The organism is Lysobacter sp. N42, from assembly GCF_004344885.1.
The window spans coordinates 21,022-43,070 of the sequence record NZ_SKFB01000011.1 but is presented as its reverse complement, the minus strand read 5'-3'; the positions used below and the strand labels follow the sequence as shown (position 1 = coordinate 43,070).

The window sequence follows — 22,049 nt, the reverse complement described above, 5'->3', positions numbered from 1 at the left end:
GCGCGTTCACGGTTCCCCGGCGACTGGGTGGCTGATCAAGCCGCCTGCACGAGCCTGCCGCTCTCGCGTTGTCTCAGGGCCTCCTGCACGCTGCATGGTGTCTCGGTTGCCGGCAAGCGGAACACCGCCACCGCCTCGACCAGCCGCTCGGCCTGCGCTTGCAGGCCGAGGGCGGAGGCGGAGGCCTGTTCGACGAGGGCTGCGTTCTGCTGCGTGCCCGCGTCCATGTGCGCCACCGCGTCGCCGATGCGGGCGATGCCATCGGCCTGCTGCGTCGATGCGCGGGCGATGTCGGCCACCAGGCCGCTCACGCGCTGCGCGTCGTCGACGATCTGCGCGATGCGGCCGTGCGCGGTGCCCACCCACTCGCTGCCCGCCTCGACCTGCGCCGCCGAGGTGGCCACCAGGTCGCGCACGTCGCGCGCGGCGGCGGCCGAGCGCTGCGCGAGGCTGCGTACCTCGGCGGCGACCACCGCGAAGCCGCGCCCCTCCTCGCCCGCGCGTGCCGCCTCCACCGCCGCATTGAGTGCGAGGATGTTGGTCTGGAAGGCGATGCCGTCGATCACGCCGACGATCTCGGCCACGCGCTGCGACGCGCTGCGGATCCCGTCCATGGTCTCGACCACGCGGTCCATCGCCGCGCCGCCTTCGCCCGCGGTGCGCGCGGCGTCGCCGGCCAGGCGCTGGGCCTGCTGCGCGCGGGCGGTGTTGCCGCGCACGGTGCCGGTGAGTTCGTCCATGGCCGCGCCGGTCTGCTCCAGCGATGCGGCCTGCCGCTCCGTGCGCCGCGCGAGGTCGGCATTGCCGGCGGCGATCTCGTCGGCCGCCGCGCGGATGGCGTCGGCGGCCAGGCGGATCGCGCCCACCGTCTCGCCCAGGCGCGCGGCGCTGCGGTTGGCCGCGGCCTGCAGGCGACCGAACTGGCCATCGAGCGCGGCATCGGCGCGATAGCCGAGATCGCCCGCGGCCAGCGCGTCGAGCATGCCCTCGAGCTCGCCGAGCGCGGTGCGCGTGGCGTCGACCAGGCGGTTCACGTCCTGGCCGAGATGGCGCAGGAAGCCCTGCTGGCGGGTGGTGTCGATGCGTGCGTCGAAGTCGCCGTTTGCCGCCGCACCGACCACGCGCGCGACCTCCGCTTCCATGGCGAGTTCGACCGTCCGGTCGCGCCACTCGGTGGCCAGGCCGATGCGGGCGCCCTCGTCGTCGAGCACGGGCGTGAGCACCAGGTCGAAGACGTGGCCGCCGAGCTCGATGCGCACCTCGCGCGCCGCGCCCAGCGTGGCCAGAAGCTCGCGGCTGATCCCGGTGCCCTCGAACAGCGTGTCCAGCGGCGTGCCGAGGAGGGCGTCGGCACGGAAGCCGGCGCGCGTGCGGCGCAGGTCGGCTTCGGTCGCGGCCAGCAGCGCGGCCATGCCGCGGTTGGCGTAGACGATGCGCAGCTCGCGGTTGGCCACCAGCACGTTCGATGCCGAGGCATCCAGCGCGCAGCGCAGGCGCGTGGCCTCGCGCAGCATGCGCGCGCCGTCCTCGACCTGGAAACCGAGCCGCACCTGCATGGACTTCAGGCCCAGCAGCAGGCGGCCGACCTCGTCGTTGCGATCGATCGCGATGGCCTGGTCGTAGCGGCCATCGGCGAGCGCATGGAAGTGCGCATTGGCCGCGTCGAGCCGGCCGACCACGTCGCGGCCCAGCCAGGCAGCGCTGTAGAGCGCGAACACGCCGCCGCCGGCCAGCAGCGCGGCCAGCGCGCCGTCACCCGCATGCCGTGCCAGCCAGGCCGCCGACGCCGCGAAGGCCACGCTGCCGAGCGCGGCCAGAAGCAGGCGCTGGCGCAGCGACAGCAGCCAGAGCGGGTTGAGCCGCCGCAGCGGATGCCGGCGGTCGATGCGCCCATGCTGGAAATGCAGCCGCGCATCGCCCTCGCGCAGCGCCGCGTGCCGGGCCTGGGCCTCGTCGATCTGCGCGCGCGTGGCCCGCCGCCGTACCGACATGTAGCCCACGTGGCGGCCGTCCTCGTGCAGCGGGGTGACGTGCGCCTCCACCCAGTAGTGGTCGCCGTTCCTGCAGCGGTTGCGGACCATGCCCACCCAGGGGCGGCCTGCCTTGAGCGTCCTCCAGAGGTCGGCGAAGGCCGCCGCGGGCATGTCCGGATGGCGCACGATATTGTGCGGCTGGCCGAGCAGCTCGTGCTCGGCATAGCCGCTGACCTGGACGAAGGCCGTGTTGACGTAGGTGATGCGGCCCTCGGGATCGGTCTTGGAGACGAGGGGATGGTCGTCGGGCAGCATCACCTCGACGCCGGTCACGGGCAGGTTGCTTCGCATCGCGGTCTCTGCGTGGATGTCGCGCGGACTCTGCGCGCACGCGCCGTCGCGGGCTTGACCGTGATCAACCCGCAGGCGGCGGCGTGCGGAACGGTGACGGGGTTCGCAGGACGCGCGCGACGCGCGCCGCACGGTCGGCCCGCGCAGGCTTCAGAACGCGACGCGGTTGCGGCCTGCGCGCTTGGCGCGATAGAGCGCCGCGTCGGCAGCCTGGATCAGGTCGGGCGTCGCGAAACTCGTGGCCATGTGCACGCCCGCGCTCACGGTGACGTACCCGGTGGGCGAATCGCCGTGCGGGATCGCCAGGCCTTCCACGGCGCCACGCGCGCGCTCGGCGACCTCCAGCGCCGCCTGCGCATCGACCGCGGGCAGCAGTGCGAGGAACTCCTCGCCGCCGAGCCGGCCGAACGCATCGTCGGCATTGCGCAGGCTGCCGCCGATCGCGGCGGCCACGCGACGCAGCGTCGCGTCGCCCGCGACGTGGCCGTAGCGGTCGTTGTAGGCCTTGAAGTGGTCGATGTCGAACAGCAGGGCGGCCAGCGGGAGGCTTTGGGTGCCGGCGCACAGCGAGTCCAGCGCGGCATCCAGCCCGCGGCGGTTGAGCGTGCCGGTGAGCGCGTCGGTGCGGTTGAGGCGGTCCAGCTCGGCGTTGTCGCGTCGCGCGCTGCGCAGGCGATGGCCGAGGCCGTCGATGGCGCGCGCCAGCGGGCGCAGTTCCTCGGGCATGTGCACGGGCGGCGCCGGCCCCTGCTGGCCATCGCGCGCCAGCGCCTCCAGCGGCCCGAGCACGCGGCGCAGCGAACGGGCGAAGTGGCGCATTTCCCAGCGCACCGCGAGCGCCCCGCCGGCGGCGGCGAGCACCAGCATGGCCAGCATGGTGCCCAGGCGTGCATACAGGGGCGTGCTGATGCTGTCCTCGGGGGCGAACAGCACCAGCTTCCAGCCGGTCTGCATGTCGGCGCGCGCCGCGAAGGCGTCGCGGCCGTCGCGCAGGGCGTCGGGCACGTGGCGCACGGTCGCCGCGGTACGTCCCGCGGCGAGGAACGGAGCCCCGGAAAGATCCTGCGCGAAGTCGAAGGGCAGGCCGCTGCCCGCATGCACCACGCGGTTGTCACGATCCACGATCAGCATCTCGTAGCCCCGCTTTCGCAGGGCATCCGACCGCAGGCGGGTGAAGGCGTCCACGCGGATCGAGGCTTCGATCACGCCCACGGGGCGGCCCTGATCCAGCAGCGGTGCCGATACCGCCACGAGTGGATCGCGCCCGAACCCGCGCCCGCGGAACGCGCCGGAGACGTGGGGCTGGCCCGTGCGCATCGGTACGCGGAAATACTCGCGGTCGGCCACGCTGGTGCCGGTGGGGCCATGCGCGGGCTAGGAGGCGATGATCCGGCCGTTGGCGTCGGTCACCACCGCGGTGAGGATGGCGGGGTAGTGCGTGCGCAGCTGGGCCAGCGCATACGACCAGTCCGGCCGCAGGCTGGCCGCCCGCGCGGTCAGGGCCGTCGCCGCGGCGTGGTTCTGGACGAACGTTTCCACCGAGGAGGCGGACAGGCCGGCAATGACGGCCACCTGCTCGACCAGGTTCTCGCGCTGGGAGCGGTAGGTCAGGCCCACGGCCCCGAAACCCAGCAGCGCGGCAGGGACCAGCGCGACGCCGGCCAGTCGGCTCAGCAGGTCGGCCTGCAGGGAGCGACGTCGCCGCGGCGGCAAGGGGGTGGGGTCCACGATGGGCTAGGCCTCCGCGGGGGTACCAGGGGTTAGCGGCCGGGGCCGCCGGGCCTTGAGATCGCCCGGCGAACATAGCAGGGCGGCCGTGGCGTCAGCGACGCATGGAGCCCGTCTCCACGAAGCGCTGGTGCCAGGCCAGCGCCTCGCCCAGCAGGTGCGGCGAGTGCTTGCCGTAGCTGTCGCGGCAGGCGCGGTCGAAGTAGTCCTGCAGCATCGGGCGGTAGTCCGGGTGCGCGCAGTGCTCGATCACCGCCTTCGCGCGCTGCTTGGGCGAGAGCCCGCGCAGGTCGGCCAGGCCCTGCTCGGTGACCAGCACCATCACGTCGTGCTCGGTGTGGTCGACGTGGCTGGCCATCGGCACGATCGACGACACCTTGCCGTTCTTCGCCGTGCTCGGCGACATGAACACCGAGAGATACGCATTGCGCGCGAAGTCGCCGCTGCCGCCGATGCCGTTCATGATCCGGCTGCCGGCCACGTGGGTGGAATTGACGTGGCCGTAGAGATCGGCCTCGATCATGCCGTTCATGGCGATGCAGCCCAGCCGGCGGATCAGCTCGGGGTGGTTGGACATCTCCTGCGGGCGCAGCACGATGCGCTTGCGGTAGAAGTCGATCTCGCGGTTGAACTCGTCGATGCCGTCGGGGCTGAGCGAGAACGCTGTGGCCGAGGCCATGCGCAGCACGCCGGACTTCAGCAGCGCGAGCATGCCGTCCTGGATGACCTCGGTGAACGCCGTCAGCCCGCGGTAGCCGCCGTCCTGCAGGCCCGCCAGCACCGCGTTGGCGATGTTGCCCACGCCCGACTGCAGCGGCAGCAGGTTCGGCTGCAGGCGCCCGCGGCGCACCTCGTGGTCGAGGAAGTCCAGCAGGTGCCCGGCGATGCGGCGCGAGTCCTCGTCCGGCGGCGCGAAGGGCGTGTTGCGGTCGGGCGAATCGGTCTCGACGATCGCGACGATCTTGTCCGGGTCCACGCGCAGGTAGCGCTCGCCGATGCGGTCGTCGGGCTGCACCAGCGGGATCGGCTTGCGGTTCGGCGGCCGCGCGGTGCCGTAGTAGACGTCGTGCATGCCGTCCAGCGCCATCGGCTGCCAGCGGTTGACCTCCAGGATCACGCGCGAGGCCTGGTCCAGCCAGGTCTTGTTGTTGCCCACCGACGAGGACGGCACCAGCCGCCCGTCCTCGCGGATGGCGGCGACTTCCACCACCGCCACGTCGACATCGCCGAAGAAGCCGAACCACGTGTACTGGGCGACATGGCTCAGGTGCAGGTCGATGTAGTCCAGCGTGCCCGCGTTGATGCGCTCGCGCACGGCCGGGTCGGACTGGTAGGGCAGGCGCAGCTGGATGCCCTCGGCCCGCGCGAGCTCGCCGTCGAGCTCGGGCGCGGTGGAGGCACCGGTGAGCACGCGCACGCGGAAGTCCTCGCCGGCGGCGTGCGCCTCGCGCATGCGCGAGGCCAGCGCCTGCGGCACCACCTTGGGGTAGCCGGCGCCGGTGAAGCCGCTCATGGCGACGGTCTGGCCATGGCGGATGTGGGCGGCGGCTTCCTCGGCGCTGCAGACGCGTGCGGCGAGGGCGGGATGGAGGATGCGGTCGTTCATGCGCTCATGCTGGGGGAGGCGGCGTGGCCCGGGCGTCGCAGCGGCCGTGTCAGGCGTAGTCGGCCGCGGTGAGCAGGTCGACGCCGCACTCGAGCCGCTCGAGCCAGTCCAGGAAATCCTCCATCGCGCGGCCGCGCAGCGGCAGGCCATGCTGCGGAACGATCATTTCCGGCGCGAGCTGGCGGACCATGCGCGCCCACAGCCGGGTGACGCGGTTGGAGGCCATGTAGCGGCGATGGAAGCCGGCCATTGCGTCCACGTGCGCGGCGAAGTCCTCCACGAACACGTAGGGCGCGCGGCTCGGGATCAGCGACGAGCCCACGTCGCCCGAGAACAGGATGCGGCTGACCGGGTCGAAGAAGCCGAAGTTGCCCACCGAATGCATGAAGTGCGCCGGCATCGCGCGCAGGTACGCGTCGCCCATCGGGATGCGGCCGCCCTCGTCGGGCAGCAGGTGGTAGCGCTCGCTGCCGGCGTTCTTCATGTAGCCCGGCACCAGGTGCGGCACGAAGCGGCCCCAGAGCCTGGAGCACACCACGGTGGCCTTGGTGTACAGCAGCCACTTGTCGACCGAGCCGATGATGTCGGGGTCCTGGTGCGAGCAGAGCAGCCAGGTGAGGTCCGTGGGCTTGACGTACGGGCCCATCGCCAGGATCAGCGGGTTGTAGAGCAATGCGCCGCCGGGGTCGATCAGCGCGCTGTGCGCGCCGTGCTGCACCAGGAACTGGTTGGCCTGGATGCCGTCGTCGCCGCGCACCAGGTCATTGAAGGCCACGCAGCGGTGGCCGTCGCGCTCGTAGAGGAGGGTCGCCATGGGAGTCGGGGTTGGGAGTGCGGGGCGACTGTAGGCCGACCGCCGCCGCGCGACTTGCGTCGGATCAAATCGTGCGGGCTGCATGCGCGCACCGGGCGCGGCGCGCGCGCCTCCGACTTCCTGCACATCCGCCGCGCGCGCGTGGCCTGCACCATGGCGGGCCCGTCCCGCCGCCCGCGACCGCATGCGCACCGTCCTCCTGTCCATCGCCCTGGCCTGCAGCCTGGCCGGCCCGCGCGAGGCCGCGGCCCAGGTGGTCTACCGCTGCGTGGAGAAGGGCAAGCCGGTGAGCCTGCAGAGCCATCCCTGCGAGGGCGCGGCGCGCGCCACCGCCACGCGCGCCTACGTGCCCGAGCGCGCGCCGACGGCGAACGAGCTGGCCTGGCGGCACTACCGCACCGAGCGGGAGATGGCGCTGCGCAATGCGCGCCTGCGGCAGCCCGTGGCGCCCGCGGGCGCGGTGCTTCCGGCGGGTGGCGACGCCTGCGCGCAGGCGAAGGCCGACCGCGACGACTGGGAGCGGCGCGCGGGCCTGTCGCGCGACCTCGACTCGCTGCGGGCCTGGCAGGAGCGCGTGCAGCGTGCATGCCGCTGAGGGCGTGCGGAATGCCGCGGGCGTGGGGCGCATTCAGGACCGCCGCGCGCGGCCGATGACGGAAGCGTCCCCCACCGCCGCGCCGCCGCATGGCGCAGGCCAGCCCGGTTCGACGACGTCGCCCATGCCCGCGTTTCCGTGCTCCGCCCGCTCCCGCGCGGCCCTCGTGGCCCTGCGCCTGGCCGCGCTGCTGATCGCGCTGGCCTGGCCGTGGCTGGCCGGCGCGGGCGTGCCGGCGCAGGGAGAGGTCGCGATGCGCGGCGAGTGGGTGCCGGCGACCGGCGCCGCCCCGCGCGCCTTCGACCCGTCGCGGCTGAGCGCGTTCGGCCGCGCGCCGGATGGCATCCGGCTGAGCCTGCATCCCCGCTCCGGCGCGTGGCCGGCGGGTCCGTGGGTGCTGTCGGTGGACTCGGCCGGCTTTCAGCGCATCACCCTGCACGTGCCCGGCGCCCCGCCCAGGACCGCGCACCTGCTCGCGCCATCGGACCGGTACGCCTTCGGGCGGCTGGTGTTCGAGCTGCCACGCCTGCCGGAAGGCGACGCACCGCTGGTGCTGCACGTGGACGCGCGCGACGCGGTGCCCTCGCCGCTGCTGTTCGCCCTGCGCGACCCGGCCGCGCAACAGGCGGTGGAGGCGCGCTGGCTGGCCTTCGCCACCGCCTGCCTGGTGATCATGCTGGCGACCGCCGTGATCGCGCTGGTGTTCGGCCTGCGCCTGCGCGACCCCGCCTTCGTCTGGTACGCGGCGTACGTGCTCGCCTATGCGCTGATCCAGGCGACGCAGAGCGGCTACATCGTCGCGCCCCTGGGCTGGAGCACGGTGGGCGCGACGCTGCCGCTGTGGGGCCGGGGCGTGACCACGCTCTCGGTGGTCGCCGCGGTGCTGTTTCTCGATCACTTCGCCGAGCTGCGGCGCCACCTGCCGCGCGTGCGTCGTGCGCTGCAGGCCTATGCCGCCCTGATGCTGCTGGTGGTGGCGGTGAGTTACATCCCCGGCCTGCATGCGCCGATGCGCGCGCTGGTCAACCCGATGCTCATCCTCGGAGGGCCGCTGCTGCTGGGCGTGGCGGTGGGCGCGGCTTCGCGGGGGTCGCGGTATGCGCTGATCTTCCTGCTGGGCTGGGTGCCGCTGCTGGCCGTCACCGTGCTCGGCAGCCTGCAGCTCTACGGCATCGCCCCGGACTGGACCTGGAGCGACGATGCGGCGCTCGCCGCGGGAGCCTTCGAGGCCATCGTGCTCTCGCTGGGCCTGGCCGAGCGCGCGGCATCGGTGCGTCGCCAGCGCGACCAGGCGCGGCTGCTGGCGGGCACCGACCCGCTCACCGGCGTACTCAACCGCCGCGCCTGGCGCGAGGTGGCGCAGGAGCGACTCGCGCAGGAGGCCGGCCCGTTCTCCGTCCTGTATCTCGACCTGGACCACTTCAAGCGCGTGAACGATCGCATCGGCCACGAAGGCGGTGACCGCGTGCTGAGGCTGTTCGTCGAGGTGCTGCGCGGCGCGCTGCGCGGACGCGATGCCGTGGGGCGCTACGGCGGCGAGGTGTTCGTGGTGGGCCTGGCGCGCACCGGAACGGCGGAAGCGCATGCGGTGGCCGAGCGCATCCGCAGCGGGCTGCGCCAGCGTGGCCAGGGGCTGGTGCCCGACATGCCGCTCACGGTGAGCATCGGCCTGGCCACGCGCCGGCCGGGCGAGTCGCTGGACGCGCTGCTGCAGCGCGCGGACGTGGCGCTCTACGAGGCCAAGCGCGGCGGTCGCGATCGCGTCGCCGACGGCTGAGGCCCGGCACCTGCGTTCCATCGCGCGCGTTCGGCATCCGCGAACCCGCACAGCGCCGGAAACAGCGCGTCGAACGCGCTCCTGGCCTCGTCTTCCAGGCCGCGAAGGTCTTCCAGGCAACCCACCAGGCGCTCGCCATTTCGCGAGAGGCGGGCTGCGATGCGCGTCACCGCGAGGTCGACGCTGTCGCGATGGCGGTAGCTGCCGAGCCAGTCGTCGGCCGCGATGGCAGGTGCGATCGCCCGCAGCCGTGCCGGCAGCACCGCGCTGCGCGCGCCGAGCATCGAATAGGCGCGGGCGGTGAAGGCTTCCAGCGCGGTCGTGGACCAGCGCGCCCAGTCGCGGGCGAGCAGGTGGTCGAAGTACACGTCCAATGCGATGCCCGCGTAGCGTCGCCGGCCTTCGGGGAAGCGCGCTCGAAGCGCGGTCACGGCCGGATGCGAATCGGTGAACGCGTCGATGCGGCGATGCACCAGGATCTCGCGCCGCACGATCGGGCCGAAGTCTTCCAGTTCGCTGGAGCCGAAGACGAAATCGCCCAGCAGCGCGCCCAGCATCGCATCCTCGCTCTGGCGGGCGAGATACAGGTGCGCCAGCCAGTTCACGCGCGGCCTGGCCGGGTTCGTCGTCGCGCGTGCGGCAGCAGGTGCGCGCCGGATCGCGCGCGGATGTCGGCCTTCGCCGGCACCGCCGTCACGGGCCCGGCCCGGGATGCACGCCATTGCCCGCCACGAGGCCGGGCAGCAGCTCCTCGAACGGCTGCGGCGGGCCCAGCAGGAAACCCTGCAGCTCGTTGCAGCCGTTCTCCAGCAGCCACCGTTCCTGCTGCACCGTTTCCACCCCCTCGGCCACGGTCGCGATGCCCAACGACCTGGCCAGGCCGATGATGGACTGGCAGATGGCCGCGTCCTGCGCGTTGCGGTCGAGGTCCTGCACGAAGGAGCGGTCGATCTTGAGGCGGCGGATCGGAAAGCGCTTGAGGTAGGCCAGGCTCGAATAGCCCGTGCCGAAATCGTCGATGGTGAAGCCCACGCCCAGCGCGTCGAGCCGCTGCATCAGCTCGATCGCGCGCTCGGGGCAGTGCATCACCACGCTCTCGGTGAGCTCGAGCTCCAGGGCCCCGCGTGGCAGTTCGAGCGTGCGCACGAGGTGCTCGATGTCGAGGTAGAGATCGTCGTTGAACTGCGCGGCCGAGACGTTCACCGCGATGCGCAGCCCCGGCAGGCCGGCGTCCACCAGCCGGCGGTGATGCGCGGCCGCCTGCTCCAGCACGCGCCGGCCGAGCTCGACGATCAGCCCGCTGTCCTCGCAGGCGCCGATGAACTCCGCCGGCGGCAGCATCCCGCGCGCCGGGTGCTTCCAGCGCACCAGCGCCTCCAGGCCCTGGGCGCGGCCGTCGGCGTCGTACTGCGGCTGGAACATCACGTCGAACTCGCCCTTCTCCAGCGCCTCGCGCAGGTGGCTGACCAGCTGCAGGCGCTGCGAGGCATGCGCGTCGAACTCGTCGCGGTACACCACCGCGCGGTTGCGCCCGGTCACCTTCGCCTGGTACATGGCCAGGTCCGCGTGGCGCAACAGCGTCTGCACGTCGCCGCCGTGCTCGGGGTAGCAGCCGTAGCCGATGCTGGCCGTGATCGCGTGCTGCACGTCGCCCAGCATCACCGGCTGGGCCAGCGCGTCCATCATGCGCCGGATGACCTCCGACGGACGCTCGCTGTGCTGCGGCGAGCTCAGCACGGCCACGAACTCGTCGCCGCCGAAGCGGCCCACCGAGTCGGTCTCGCGCACGACCGCCAGCAGCCTTCGGGCCACCTCCTTCAGCAGCAGGTCGCCGGTGTCGTGGCCCAGGCTGTCGTTGACGATCTTGAAGTCGTCGAGGTCGATGAAGACCACGGCCGCGCCGGTGCCGTAGCGGTCGGAGGCGTGAAGCGCCTGCTGCAGGCGATCCTCGATCAGGACGCGGTTGGGCAGGCCGGTGAGCTCGTCGTGGGTGGCGCGATGGGCCAGCTGTTCCTCGTAGCGATGGCGCTCGCTCACGTCGTGCAGGATGCCCACGAAGTGCGTCAGCGCGCCGCGCTCGTCGCGCACCGGCGCCATGTAGACCTCGTTCCAGAACAGGCTGCCGTCCTTGCGGTAGTTGCGCAGCAGCGTGCGCACCTCGTGCGCCTCGCGGATGCCGCGGCGGATCGCGTCCAGGCCGGCCTGGTCGCGGTCGTCGCGCTGCAGGAAACGGCAGTTGCGCCCGCCGATCTCCTCGCGCGTGTAGCCGGTCATGTGCTCGAAGGCGGGATTGACGTAGACCACCGGCAGGTCGGGCGCGCGGGCATCGGCGATGATGACGCCGTTGTCCGCGGACTCCACCGCGCGCCGCAGAAGGCGCAGCTCGGCTTCCTGCTGGCGGCGCTCGGTTTCGTCGACCACTCCGCCCACGATGCGCAGGGCATGGCCGCGTGGCCCGCGTGCAATGAAGCCGCGCTCGCTGACCTGCGCGTAGCGCCCGTCGCGGCGGCGCAGGCGGTAGGACTCGCGCCACTCGCTCGCGCCCGAGGCCAGTGCGCGCTCGAGGTTGGCGGTCACCCGGTCGAGGTCGTCGGGGTGGACCAGCATGCTCCAGCCCGAAAGCGACAGCTCCACCGCGCCGCGCGGGTAGCCGAACATCGTGTAGAACGAATCGCTCCACCACATCGTGCCGGTTTCGAGGTCGAGGTCGTAGACGGCGTCGCTGGTGGCGCGTGCGATCAGCGCGAAACGCTCCTCGCTGCGCTCGCGGTCGGTCACGTCCTGCGCGCCGACCAGCCGCGCCGCGCGTCCGTTGAACATGGTGTCGTGCACGGAAAGCGCCAGCCGCATGCGCCGGCCGTCGCGGGACTTGCTGGTGACGACCGCGCCCGAGCGCCAGCGGCTGTTCCAGGCGGCGCTGCCCTCGGGCGGCTGCTCCTCCTCGGCCAGCAGGGAGTCGACCGGCCGGCCGGCCATCTCGCCCGGGCCGTAGTCGAACAGCCGCTCGGCGGCCGCGTTGACGGCGACAAGAACGCCGCCTGCGTGATCGAAGATCCACATCGGCACCGGGTTGTCGTCGAACAGCACCCGGTACTGCGCCTCGGCCTCGCGCAGGCGGCTGCGCATGGCATCGAGCTCGGTGACGTCCTTCATGAAGCCGATCACGCGCCGCTCGCCCTGCTGCACGACGCGCTCGCCGGTGGTCACGATGCGGCGGACGTCCCCGCCCGGGCGCACGATGCGCACCGACACCTCCGGCCGGTGCTCGCCGGCGACGACCGCGGCGATGGAGGCGATGGCGATGCGCCGGTCCTCCGGGTGGACCGCCGCGATCACGCGGTCCATGTCGATGCCGCGCGCGGGGTCCATGCCGAAGATGCGGTAGGTCGCCGGCGACCACCACATCGCACCGGTGTCGACGTTCCAGACGTACTCGCCGATCCCCGCCAGCCGCTCGACCTTCTTCAGCCGCTGCACCCGGCGACGCAGGCCGGCCAGCTGGCGCAGGAGGATGCGGACCCGCCGGGTGCGGTGCCCCAGCCCGGACACGGCAGTTGCCACGGCCGCCACCGCCCCGGCAGTGGCGGCTGCGGTAAGTGCTGCACTCGACAAGGCCGGACCGCCCATGTGTCCACCCCATGAGGATGTCGGCCGATCATCGCGACAGGCGTGTCATGCCCGTCTTCACATGGCAGCGACCAAGCGGCCGTTAGCCCCGCCGGCAGCGCGCGGTGCCGGCGCCGCGGCTCAGCCGGTTGCCTCGGCCGGTACGCGGACGTGGCCTTCCATCAGCACGCGCGCGCTGCGGCTCATCACGGCCTTGGTGACCGTCCACTGCCCGTCCACGCAGCGCACCTCGGCGCCGGCGCGCAGCGTGCCCGACGGATGCCCGAAGGTGACCACGCCGCGCTCGCCGCCGCCGGCCGCGGCGTTGACCAGCGTGCCCGGCACGGCCGCGGCGGTGGCGATCGCCACCGAGGCCGTACCCATCATCGCGTGGTGCAGCTTGCCCATGGACATCGCGCGCGCCAGCAGGTCGACGTCGGCCGCGCGCACCGGCCGGCCGCTGGAGGCCACGTAGTCCTTCGGCGACGCCACCCAGGCGATCTTCGGCGTGTGCTGGCGCGTGGCCGCTCCGGCCACGTCGTCGATCAGGCCCATGCGCAGCGCGGCATGCGCGCGGATGGCCTCGAGCCTGGCGAGCAGGGCGCGGTCCTCGTTGATCGCGCCCTGCAGCTCGGTGCCGTCGAAGCCGAGGTCGGCCGCGCGCAGGAATACCGTGGGAATGCCCGCGGCGATCATCGTGACCTCGAAGCTGCCGACGCCCGGCACCTCGAGGACGTCGACGAGGCGGCCGGTCGGGAACATCGCGCCGGCGTCGCCGTCGTCGGAGGGATCGAGGAACTCCAGCGGGATCTCCGCGGCGGGGAACGCCACGCCGTCGAGCTCGAAGTCGCCGGTTTCCTGCACCTCGCCATCGGCCATCGGCACGTGCGCGACGATCGTCCTGCCGATGTTGGCCTGCCAGATGCGCACGGTGCAGTGGCCGTCGCGCGGGATGCGCGCGGGGTCGACCAGCCCGTTGGCGATGGCGAACGGACCGACCGCCGACGACAGGTTCCCGCAGTTGCCGCTCCAGTCCACGAAGGCGCTGTCGATGGCCACCTGGCCGTAGAGGTAGTCGACGTCGTGGCCCGGCACGCTCGACTTCGCGAGGATCACGCACTTGCTGGTGCTGGAGGTGGCGCCGCCCATGCCGTCGGTGTGCTTGCCGTAGGGGTCGGGCGAGCCGATCACGCGCAGCAGCAGCGCATCGCGTGCTGGGCCGGGCACGCGGGCCGGCTCGGGCAGGTCGTCGAGGCGGAAGAACACGCCCTTGGACGTGCCACCGCGCATGAAGGTGGCGGGGATGCGGAGCTGGGGGGTGTGCGTCATGGGCGTGTCGGGAGAAGCGTGGGGACGATTTCTGTCGCTGACGACGGCATGGCTATGGGCGCGGCGCGCCGAACGGCAGCACCGTGGCGGGCGCACACAGGCGCTGCCGAAGAAGGTCGAGCGTGCGGTGATGTTCCGAGCGCAACTGCTCGTTCCGGCCGAGCGAGGGATGCTTGAACAGCCCGTGCTCCCACAGCCCGGCAGCCGCTTCCGCGAGCGATTCGCCGCGCCATTCGAAGCCCAGCCAGACCTGTGTCCGGCGGCCGTTGATCGAGGCCTGCAGGCTGCGGTCGCGCGCCTGGCCGAAGCTGAAGCCGGACGCGAACGCCGCGGCTTCGGCGTCCACCTGTGGCCCCTCGATGCCGAAGTACGCGCAGAGCGATGCGAACTGCAGCGCGGCGCGCTCGTGCAGCGCCTTCAGGCCCGCCGCATTGCCGTTGAGCACGAGCGTGGCGCCGGTGGCCGCGTTGAGCATCAGCACGAAGGGCTTGCGGTTCCAGAAGTCGACATCCGCATGCCACTCGCCGAGCGGGTTCAGCTGCGGCGAAGGCTCCGGCAGCTTCGGAGACTGGCGCAGGCGCTTGAGGAGCTTGGCCGTGCAGCGCAGGACGGTCATGGGGCGGGCCCCGCGGCGAGGATCGCCGCGATCACGTGCGCGTAATCGGCCTGCGGGAACAGGATGTGCCGGGCGGCGAACTCGGCCTCGGTCCACGTCACGCCCCAGCGGTCGCGTAGTTCCGCGAGCGGCGTTTCCGAAACGATCCACGCATCGACTTCGATGTCGCTCCGTCCGGCAGCCGCCAGCCCGGGCGCGACGTAATCGCGCAGGCGCGTGTGGAAGTCGGTCACCTTGTCGCCGCCGCGGCTCTCGTTGAGCAGCCCGTGCGGCTCGACGAAGACGACGCGGTGGCGCGTTCCGTCGGTCGTCCACAGGATGAAGTCCGGAAAGAAACCTTCGCTCTCGTAAAAGCCCAGCCCGTGCCCGCGCGACTGGTTGCGCAGCAGGTAGAGACGCTGACCGGCGGGCAGCCGGCCGGCCTCGCAGTGCGCCCGGAGCGCGTCCACGAAAGCGCCCTCCGAGCGGCTGAGACTCTTGGGCGAGACTGTCACGCCCTCGACGCTCTCTTCCACGGCCACGAGCAGCGGCTGATAGAGGTGCCGGTCGAAGCCGGAGCGCGGAAACTGCGGCAAATCGCCCGGGGCAGGCGCGCGACCGGCGGCCAGCTCGCCCGCGAGGCGCTGCAGCTCCGCGATCAGGGGTCGCTGGTCCACGCGCACCACGACGCGATACGGGCGGTACTGCGCCTGCGCTTCGCCGACCCGGGTCACGCGCATGTGCTGCGTCTCGAACTGCTTCTGCTGGTGGCGGTAGTCGCGCTCGAACCAGGTTTCCAGCGCCTCGTATACGGCGTCCTGCACCCGACGCACGGCGGCGGCGTCAGTGGGGCGGAAGAAGTCGTCATCCGCAATGAACTGGCAGCCGCCAGTGGCCACAAGCTCCCGCAGCTGCGCCGGGCGAAGGATGACGTTGGTCCAGCCGCGCAGGCGCTTTTTCTCGAGCAGACGGAAGTAGGCGCGCGTCCAGTCCACCAGTCCGAGCAGGCTTGGCGGAAGGTCGCGCGGGGGTGCTCGCTCGCCCGTGCCACCTTCCAGGCCCGCGCTGCCACCCCGGTAGTGGGAAAAGCGCGACGTGGCATCGTGCCGCACTGGCATCCTCGCCTGCAGGCCCAGGCTCACCACGCGCTCGGTTCGGAACCGCGATTCGCCCGGCGGCTCGAAATAGGGCAGGTCGGCGACGCCCGCCTCGTGCTCGTCCAGGCGCCAGAGCGGCAGCTCGATCACCACGGAGGGAAGATCGTCCACGCCCTCGCGCAGCAGCGCCTCGCGGAACGTGCGCATGTACGAGGCATGCACCGAGAACACGTTGAGCTGCTCGAGCCAGCGGATGTCCGGCGGGTGCTCGATGCCCGGCAGCGCGGACGAGCGCTTCAGGCTGCGGCCCAGGCCCAGCAGGCGCACGCCGCGCCCGAACAGCTGGATGATCTGCGCGCCTTCCTTCTTGCCGACGTTCAGCAAGCCGAGGCTGCTGACGCGCCAGCTGCTCCAGCCCTCGATGAACTTCTTCGCGCCGACCAGCAGGTGGATGCCCGAATCACGCCGGTCGATCTCGCGGAACAGCGAGCCGCCCACCACGTCGTCGAGTACGGTCACGCCGTCGGCCTTCAGCAGCTTTTCGAGCGCACTGGTGTCGCCCACATTGACTACGCCGAAAGGCCGCGCGGCGCCCTCCGCACGCAGGGCCATTTCGCCGTCCGCGTCCCGGATGGGCTGCACCTGCAGGCGGCTGGCAGCGCCTTCGACGTGGAAGACGCGCGAGAGCACGTCCGCCAGCAGCGCGTCGAAGTCGGCGTTCTCGGGATAGCGGGCGCGCAGCCAATCCAACGCCTCGTGCAACGCGGCACGCCCGTCCTCGCCGCGGAACAGCCGCGCATCGTGCAGCAGGCGCTTGATGAGGTCGGCCGATTTGCCGCGCTCATTAGCCAGGAACGCATCGAGGAAATGCAGCACCGCGGCGATATCCGACCCGCCGGTCTTGCCGCTGTCCACGCGCGCGCCCACGTAGACCCACAACGGCTTCTCGATGCCGTACGGTCGCCAGTCCGTGCCATCGGCATACACGCGCAGCTGCTGGTAGTAGCTGAGCAGGTTGGCCGCCATCAGCAGGCGGCGAACGTCGTCCGCATCGTTGTCCACGTTGAGCAGGCGGAAATCCTTGCCGAAGCCGTCGCCGTGGAAGTAGCGGTAGGAATAGTCGAAGAGGATGGCCTTGCCGTACTCGGCCAGCAGGTCCTCGTTGCCCGCCGCGTTGAGCGCCTGTCCGAAGGTGGCGCTGTACTCGAAGGTGAAGCCGCTCGCGCCCAGCGCATCGCGGTAGCCCTTGAACACGGTGCCCCCGCTGCCCTTGTGGCCCTCGTCCACGAACAGCAGGTTCGGCACGTCTCGGCGGACCAGCTGCTCGACAGGCACGCGAATACCGCCGTCCTTCTTTTCGTCCACCAGCTTGGTGATCTCGATCACCTGCACCGCGTCGCTGGCACCCACCAGCGGCGGGCGCTCGGGGTCGAAGCGTTCGATCGCGATGCCCGAGGCGCGCGCCTCGGCGATGTGCTGGGCCGACAGGCCTTCGTTGGGCGTGATTAGCAGGATGTTGTTGACGGGGCCCGGGAAGTAATGCCGGTACTGCAACAGATGGAAATGCAGCAGCAGGGTCTTGCCGCTGCCGGTGGCCATCCAGAAGGCGAGCTTGCGCAGGTCGTCGCTGCCGAAAGGCCGGGCGCCCGCGAGATCGGGCTGTGTGGCGGCGAAGCGGCTCAGGCTGTCTAGCAACGCGCCCGGCGCATGGGCGATGTGGTCCAGGTACAACTCCGTGAACAGCAGCGCGAGGACCTGGAAGTAGCGCAGCTGCAGCGGCTGCGCGGCGCGGGCGCGGTTGATGCGGTCCAGATGGCTGCGGATGTTGGCGTCGTAGCGCAGAAGGTCCTGCTGCAGGGCCGGATCGCGCACGTAGCCGATGAGCGCCCGGGTGACGTGGAACACGCCGTCCACGCCCACGCCCTCCTGCACCGCGGCGCAGCGCGCCAGCAGGGTGCGGTTGTCCGGCTGCCCGAGCAGGTGCAGCACCCAGCGCAGCAGCACCAGGCGCTGCTCCAGCCGGGCGTTTATCAGTGTTGCCGTGCCGGCCGGCGTGGCCGCAGGGGTCGGGGCGGCGGGTGCCGCGGTAGCGCGTTTCCCTCGCGGCATCAGACAGCCCCCTGCAGCAGGGCATTGACCTGCGCGCGCAGGCCCGGCAATCGCGTTTGCACGATGTCCCAGACGAGCGCATCGTCCACATCCGCATAGCCGTGAATCAGGATGTTGCGGAAGGCGATGATGCGACGATGATCCTCGATGCGCGCCAGCAGCGCCGCGTCGCGGCGTCCGAGCTGGGCGCGCGCTTCGCCGATGATCTCGAACTGGCGCTCGACGGCCGCGCGCAGCATCGCGTCGCGTTCGTAGTCCTCCCAGTTCTTGCCCGCCACGAAATCGCCCAGGCGTTGCGCGGCGCTCTGTACGTCGAACAGGTACTTGGCCGATTCAAGCCGCATAGAGCGCCTCGCGCTGGCCTTCGATGGCCTGCCGGAAGAAGGGATTGCGGATGGCGCGCTCGACCACGAGATCCACGGGGGCGCCCAGGAGGTGTTCCAGATCTTCACGCAGGCCGAAGTAGGCATCGCTGTACGCGCCAGGAGGAAGCGGCTCGAAGTCCACGAGCAGATCCACGTCGCTGCCGGAATGGGCCTCGCCGCGGACGAGCGAGCCGAACAGGTCCAGCCGCCGCACGTGGCGGGCGCGGCAGATGGCCGCGATGGCCTCGCGTCGGGCGGTGATGCGGGCATGCAGGTCGGCGCCGGACATGGCTCTTAGTGCACCGGCGCGAACATGCGCGCGTGGAAGATGGGATCGAGCGACTGCGCGCCGGGCAGGGCGGAGTCGCCGTTGACGTAGATCACGCTGGCGTCCTCGAACGGCGACTGCGCGGCGAGCCAGTCGCGCTCGGCGGCGAAGTCGTCTGTCGTCCATCCCGCGATGTCGCGCCACAGCACGGCCGTCGGCGCGTTGTCCGCGCGGGTCCGTCCGAGAACGAGCACATAGCGCCGGCCGTCGCGGTCGAGCACGCGACGGCGGCGGACGATCAGGCCGATGAGGTAGTTGAAGGTCTCCACCAGGTCCACCGCCTGCTCGCGCGACTCGCGGCCGTCGTGCACGCGCAGGCGATAGTCGAACGGCTGCTCGAGCTTCTCCACGTCGAGCAGGCTGGCGCTGCCGGCGGTTTCCACATCGAGCCAGTAGCCCAGGCGATAGCTCTCCGGCACGGCGTCGAAGTCGAAGCCCGGCTGCGTGTCCTCGGCCTTGCGTACGCGGAGGTTGGAGAGGGTGTCTTCGTAGGATTCGAGGCGGAGGTATTTGACGACCGCACTGATGCCGTCACGTTTCACAGGCTTTCCGTCCACCCATTCGGACGAATACGCAGCTTTCAGGACGCGCGGCCGAAGAACCGAATCGAAGTGGCCCCCCTGCTCAATCATCAACGACACTCGCGTGCCTTCATCGAGCCGGTTTGCAGCGATGGCGGCGTGAGCAACGGTTCCGGAACCACCAAATGGATCGAGGACTATCGCCGCGTCATCTGCACCCACATTGAGCAAGAAGCGCTCGACTTTCGTCGGCTTTGGGTTGCGGAAAACTTCCGCCCCAAATAGCGAGAAAAGTTCAGTCTTGCCCGTACGGGTTCTGCCAAAGCGTTCGTCGGCCAAAAGTGATCTAGGAACCGCGCCATCGTCCTTGTAGTTCTTGGTATACACGTTCCCATTTTCGAAAACGAGCTGATCGTACTGTTTGCTCACCTTGTCCTTAGACCAGCGCCAAGTCGCATTGGGCTTGCGCGGATCCTTGTGGCGAGGTCGGTACTCCGTTCCATCCGGGCCTACGATGACGTAATCCCCGGTGACGGAGTAGCGGATACTTTGCTTGTCGAGCCGTTCGAGCGCGTAGCTGCCGTTCGCGTCTGAGCGGTTATAGGAAGTTGTGACTTGTGCGTCCGGGTCGCTACGCAAAACAGCGTGGGACCGACTGTGTGCGTAGGCAAATATGTACTCGTGGTCCTGTGCGAAAAAGTCGCTGTCGTTGCCACCGCCACTCTTATTCTTCCATACCAGCTGCGCGACGTAATTGGGGGCACCGTAGGCCGTGTCGAGTACGCGAACTAGGTTGTGGCTTTCCCTGTATTCATTGTTCTTGTCACCGATATGCACAAACAGCAGTCCAGATTCGCGAAGCAGGGTGCGACACGTCTTAAGGCGATCGGCCATCATCGTCATCCACGACGAGTGCAGAAACCCGTCCTTGTAAGGAAAGTCATCAGAACCTGTGTTGTAAGGTGGGTCGGTGATAGCGATATCGATCGCCGTCTTGAAGCGTTCCTCTGTGAGCCTTAGGGCCTGGAGGTTGTCTCCATGGATCAAGATGCTGACGGTTATATCGTCAAGCCCCACGACGTGGCCCAGCAAAGCATCCGTGAACTCACGCGGTAGGTTATGTGTGTCTACAAATAGAAATGGCTGACTCCGCAAAAACTCCGCCGTCACCTTCTCCTTCCAACCCGACTTCCCGCCCTCGGCCTTCACTTCGTCGATGGCGAAGAGCTTTTTCCACTCCGCCTTCTGCGCCTTGCCGCCCTCGGTGGTGTTGAGGATCTCCACCAGCCGTTCGGTGAGCCCCGCGCGTTCGACGTGGTCGAGGGTGATGCACCAGTGGCACTCGGTGACGAACTTGCGCTTTTCGTACAGGCGCTTCTGGAAGTCTTCGACGCGGGCGAGGAAGTCAATGATGGTGGTGGCCACCTCGCGCAGGATGGCCAGCGTCTGCAGCCAGGCGCGGGCGGGCTGCTCGCCGGCCAGCAGGGTGTCGAGCTTGAGGACTTCGGCCTTGAGCCAGTAGTCGAGCTCGCGGGTGAGGAAGCCGCGCAGGTCCTTGTGGATGAAGAAATCGCTGCTGTTGCGCCGGGTGTAGCGGCGCAGGTGCTGGGCGAGCACGGTGCGCGGGGTGTCGCCGGTGCCTGGCGCTTGCGCTTCGAGCGCAGTCTTGAGCGTGGGCTCGGCCTTCACAGGTTTCGCGGCCAGCAGCTTCTTCTCGATGTCGGCGTTGATCGCGTCCTGCGCGTTGCGCGCCGGCAGCGCGGCGGCTTCCGCCGACGTGGCCGCGCGCCATTCGACGGGGACGGTCAGGGTGCGTGTGGCGGCGTCTAGGTGCAGGGCGCCCAAGTCGGCGAAGAAATAGCGCTTGTCGGCGGACTTTGCGTTGTCGCGGTCGGTCTCGGCCCGGCGCATGCGGAACTCCACGTGCCAGGCGTCGCTGCCGGTGCCGGCGCGGAAGCGGTAGTCGGTGAAGTGCTCGCCGGTCTTGACGTAGTACTGGTCGCGGTTGGCCCAGTGCAGCATCACTTCCTGCCCGTTGTAGGGCACGGCGTAGGCGTCCTCGGCGCCGTAGCGGCGCAGGCTGAGGAAATCGCCATCTTCGTAGTAGCGGCGGAAGAAGTCGTAGAGGCGGTTGTAGATCTCCGCTTCGCGGTCCTGCGGCTGGCCGGCGGCCTGGCGGGCCTCCCACAGCTCACGGTATTCGCGGGCGGTGCGGCCGCGGATGTCCTCGCGCAGGCGGCCGTCGCCGTCGATGATGCGCTCGTCCTCGTATTCCTCGCGCAGCTCGGCGGCGAGCTCGGCCAGACGCTTCGCCTGCGCGTCCACCTGCGCGGCGGCGCCGCCGGCCAGCGCCTGCTTCACGGCGGCCGGCAGGCGTTGGGTGAGCCAGTCCTCGAACAGGCCGCGGCGCTCGTTGAGGATGCGGTAGATGCCGAAGTCGAGATCGGCGCAGTCGTACTGGAACAGCTCGCGCAGCAGGGACTGGAACTTCTGCAGCGCGGGCGAGGCGGGTTCGAGGGTCATTCAATGGGGTCCGGGGCGGAGGGCGGCGCGTCGGGCGTGTCGGTCAGGGTGTCGAGGTCGCGGGAGGCGTGCCAAAGGCGGATGACATCGAGGTGGTTGGTGCTGTCGCAGTAGTACAGGAGGTGACGCCCGAAACCCGGCAGGCGATGGAAGCGCAGCGGCGCGGGCAAGCCCGGAATCAAGCCGTTGTGCCGCAGGGAGCCGCTCGCGGGATGCGACAGGAGCATGCCGATCGCCGCCTCGACGGCGCCAAGAAAACGCAGCTCGAGCGCGAGCCCGCCCTGTTGCGCATACCACTCGGCCGCGGCGCGGAGGTCTTGAACGGCCATGGGCCGCCATTGGACTAGCTTCATGAGGCAGCGCGGCGGCGCGCCTGCGCTCGGAGCTCGTCAAAGAACCCATCGGGCAGTGGCCGGGCGGGGCCCGACGCCAGCCCCTCGGCGATCGCCTGCCGCAGTGCCTCCTCGGCCTTGGCGCGCTGGCGCTGGCGGAGCAGGTCGCGCATGTAGTCCGACGTGCTGGCGAAGCCGCCTTCGCGGACTTCCTGGTCCACGAACTGCTTGAGCGGGTCGGGGAGGGAGATGTTCATGGTCGCCATGGCGGGCCTCGATGGCAAAGATTGCCATCGGAGTATCGGTGCGACACAGCAGGCAGGCAAGAGCGTCGGGACCGGCGGGCGGTGACCGCTTCGTTGCCCCTCACCCCAACCCCTCTCCCGGCGGGAGAGGGGTT

Annotated in this window: 17 protein-coding genes; 2 read left to right on the top strand and 15 right to left on the bottom strand. The window is 70.6% G+C overall.

Features of this window, described 5'->3' with window-relative positions; translation table 11 throughout:
* Positions 1 to 35: 35 nt before the first annotated feature.
* From EYQ95_RS15600 to EYQ95_RS15580, 5 genes are all read right to left on the bottom strand, one after another.
* Positions 36 to 2,324 carry a methyl-accepting chemotaxis protein gene (locus tag EYQ95_RS15600; protein WP_132328146.1) on the bottom strand — a complete coding sequence of 763 codons (2,289 nt, stop codon included), beginning with the start codon at positions 2,322 to 2,324 and terminating at the stop codon, positions 36 to 38.
* Positions 2,325 to 2,474: 150 nt separating this feature from the next.
* On the bottom strand, positions 2,475 to 3,671 hold the full coding sequence (locus tag EYQ95_RS15595) for a sensor domain-containing diguanylate cyclase (RefSeq protein WP_132328145.1): 1,197 nt from the start codon (positions 3,669 to 3,671) through the stop codon (positions 2,475 to 2,477).
* Positions 3,672 to 3,698: 27 nt separating this feature from the next.
* Positions 3,699 to 4,052 carry a hypothetical protein gene (locus EYQ95_RS15590; protein WP_132328144.1) on the bottom strand — a complete coding sequence of 118 codons (354 nt, stop codon included), beginning with the start codon at positions 4,050 to 4,052 and terminating at the stop codon, positions 3,699 to 3,701.
* Between the two features lie 94 nt (positions 4,053 to 4,146).
* Positions 4,147 to 5,658, bottom strand: a complete 1,512-nt coding sequence (locus EYQ95_RS15585; RefSeq protein WP_132328143.1) for an acetyl-CoA hydrolase/transferase family protein — start codon at positions 5,656 to 5,658, stop codon at positions 4,147 to 4,149.
* Positions 5,659 to 5,707: 49 nt separating this feature from the next.
* Positions 5,708 to 6,472: an MBL fold metallo-hydrolase gene (locus EYQ95_RS15580; protein WP_132328142.1), complete on the bottom strand. Its 765-nt coding sequence runs from the start codon at positions 6,470 to 6,472 to the stop codon at positions 5,708 to 5,710.
* 184 nt (positions 6,473 to 6,656) lie between these two features.
* Here EYQ95_RS15580 and EYQ95_RS15575 point away from each other — a divergent pair, with 184 nt between their 5' ends.
* A complete protein-coding gene (locus tag EYQ95_RS15575) occupies positions 6,657 to 7,067 on the top strand; it encodes a hypothetical protein (protein ID WP_132328141.1) in 411 nt (136 codons plus the stop codon).
* Positions 7,054 to 8,844 carry a diguanylate cyclase gene (locus tag EYQ95_RS15570; protein WP_132328140.1) on the top strand — a complete coding sequence of 597 codons (1,791 nt, stop codon included), beginning with the start codon at positions 7,054 to 7,056 and terminating at the stop codon, positions 8,842 to 8,844. The genes EYQ95_RS15575 and EYQ95_RS15570 overlap by 14 nt, the downstream gene beginning before the upstream one ends.
* Here EYQ95_RS15570 and EYQ95_RS15565 read toward each other — a convergent pair.
* The 10 genes from EYQ95_RS15565 to EYQ95_RS15520 form a co-directional block, all read right to left on the bottom strand.
* Positions 8,799 to 9,449, bottom strand: coding sequence for an ACP phosphodiesterase (locus EYQ95_RS15565; protein ID WP_132328139.1), 651 nt, complete (start codon positions 9,447 to 9,449; stop codon positions 8,799 to 8,801). The genes EYQ95_RS15570 and EYQ95_RS15565 overlap by 46 nt on opposite strands.
* Before the next feature lie 88 nt (positions 9,450 to 9,537).
* A complete protein-coding gene (locus tag EYQ95_RS15560; RefSeq protein WP_165924755.1) occupies positions 9,538 to 12,405 on the bottom strand; it encodes an EAL domain-containing protein in 2,868 nt (955 codons plus the stop codon).
* 186 nt (positions 12,406 to 12,591) lie between these two features.
* Entirely contained in the window at positions 12,592 to 13,779 is a 1,188-nt protein-coding gene (gene prpF, locus EYQ95_RS15555; RefSeq protein WP_132328137.1) for a 2-methylaconitate cis-trans isomerase PrpF, read from the bottom strand.
* A 52-nt stretch (positions 13,780 to 13,831) separates the two neighbouring features.
* Positions 13,832 to 14,395 (bottom strand): hypothetical protein, encoded by a 564-nt coding sequence (locus EYQ95_RS15550; protein ID WP_132328136.1) that lies wholly within the window; start codon positions 14,393 to 14,395, stop codon positions 13,832 to 13,834.
* A complete protein-coding gene (locus EYQ95_RS15545; RefSeq protein WP_165924754.1) occupies positions 14,392 to 17,475 on the bottom strand; it encodes a DEAD/DEAH box helicase family protein in 3,084 nt (1,027 codons plus the stop codon). Before EYQ95_RS15545 ends, EYQ95_RS15550 begins: the two co-directional genes overlap by 4 nt.
* Positions 17,476 to 17,579: 104 nt before the next feature.
* Positions 17,580 to 17,924: a DUF86 domain-containing protein gene (locus EYQ95_RS15540; protein WP_132328134.1), complete on the bottom strand. Its 345-nt coding sequence runs from the start codon at positions 17,922 to 17,924 to the stop codon at positions 17,580 to 17,582.
* Positions 17,914 to 18,234, bottom strand: coding sequence for a nucleotidyltransferase family protein (locus EYQ95_RS15535; RefSeq protein ID WP_132328133.1), 321 nt, complete (start codon positions 18,232 to 18,234; stop codon positions 17,914 to 17,916). The genes EYQ95_RS15540 and EYQ95_RS15535 overlap by 11 nt, the downstream gene beginning before the upstream one ends.
* A 5-nt stretch (positions 18,235 to 18,239) precedes the next feature.
* Positions 18,240 to 21,317 carry a site-specific DNA-methyltransferase gene (locus EYQ95_RS15530; protein ID WP_132328132.1) on the bottom strand — a complete coding sequence of 1,026 codons (3,078 nt, stop codon included), beginning with the start codon at positions 21,315 to 21,317 and terminating at the stop codon, positions 18,240 to 18,242.
* Entirely contained in the window at positions 21,314 to 21,670 is a 357-nt protein-coding gene (locus EYQ95_RS15525) for a type II toxin-antitoxin system RelE/ParE family toxin (RefSeq protein ID WP_132328131.1), read from the bottom strand. Before EYQ95_RS15525 ends, EYQ95_RS15530 begins: the two co-directional genes overlap by 4 nt.
* Entirely contained in the window at positions 21,667 to 21,915 is a 249-nt protein-coding gene (locus EYQ95_RS15520) for a type II toxin-antitoxin system ParD family antitoxin (protein WP_132328130.1), read from the bottom strand. Before EYQ95_RS15520 ends, EYQ95_RS15525 begins: the two co-directional genes overlap by 4 nt.
* Positions 21,916 to 22,049: the final 134 nt, after the last annotated feature.

Bases quoted from the DNA above. Each gene is read 5' to 3' on its own strand.
- EYQ95_RS15600 (WP_132328146.1), bottom strand. From the start codon at position 2,324: ATGCGAAGCAACCTGCCCGTGACCGGCGTCGAGGTGATGCTGCCCGAC.
- EYQ95_RS15585 (WP_132328143.1), bottom strand. From the start codon at position 5,658: ATGAACGACCGCATCCTCCATCCCGCCCTCGCCGCACGCGTCTGCAGC.
- EYQ95_RS15580 (WP_132328142.1), bottom strand. From the start codon at position 6,472: ATGGCGACCCTCCTCTACGAGCGCGACGGCCACCGCTGCGTGGCCTTC.
- EYQ95_RS15575 (WP_132328141.1), top strand. From the start codon at position 6,657: ATGCGCACCGTCCTCCTGTCCATCGCCCTGGCCTGCAGCCTGGCCGGC.
- prpF (WP_132328137.1), bottom strand. From the start codon at position 13,779: ATGACGCACACCCCCCAGCTCCGCATCCCCGCCACCTTCATGCGCGGT.
- EYQ95_RS15550 (WP_132328136.1), bottom strand. From the start codon at position 14,395: ATGACCGTCCTGCGCTGCACGGCCAAGCTCCTCAAGCGCCTGCGCCAG.
- EYQ95_RS15540 (WP_132328134.1), bottom strand. From the start codon at position 17,924: ATGCGGCTTGAATCGGCCAAGTACCTGTTCGACGTACAGAGCGCCGCG.
- EYQ95_RS15535 (WP_132328133.1), bottom strand. From the start codon at position 18,234: ATGTCCGGCGCCGACCTGCATGCCCGCATCACCGCCCGACGCGAGGCC.
- EYQ95_RS15530 (WP_132328132.1), bottom strand. From the start codon at position 21,317: ATGACCCTCGAACCCGCCTCGCCCGCGCTGCAGAAGTTCCAGTCCCTG.
- EYQ95_RS15525 (WP_132328131.1), bottom strand. From the start codon at position 21,670: ATGAAGCTAGTCCAATGGCGGCCCATGGCCGTTCAAGACCTCCGCGCC.
- EYQ95_RS15520 (WP_132328130.1), bottom strand. From the start codon at position 21,915: ATGGCGACCATGAACATCTCCCTCCCCGACCCGCTCAAGCAGTTCGTG.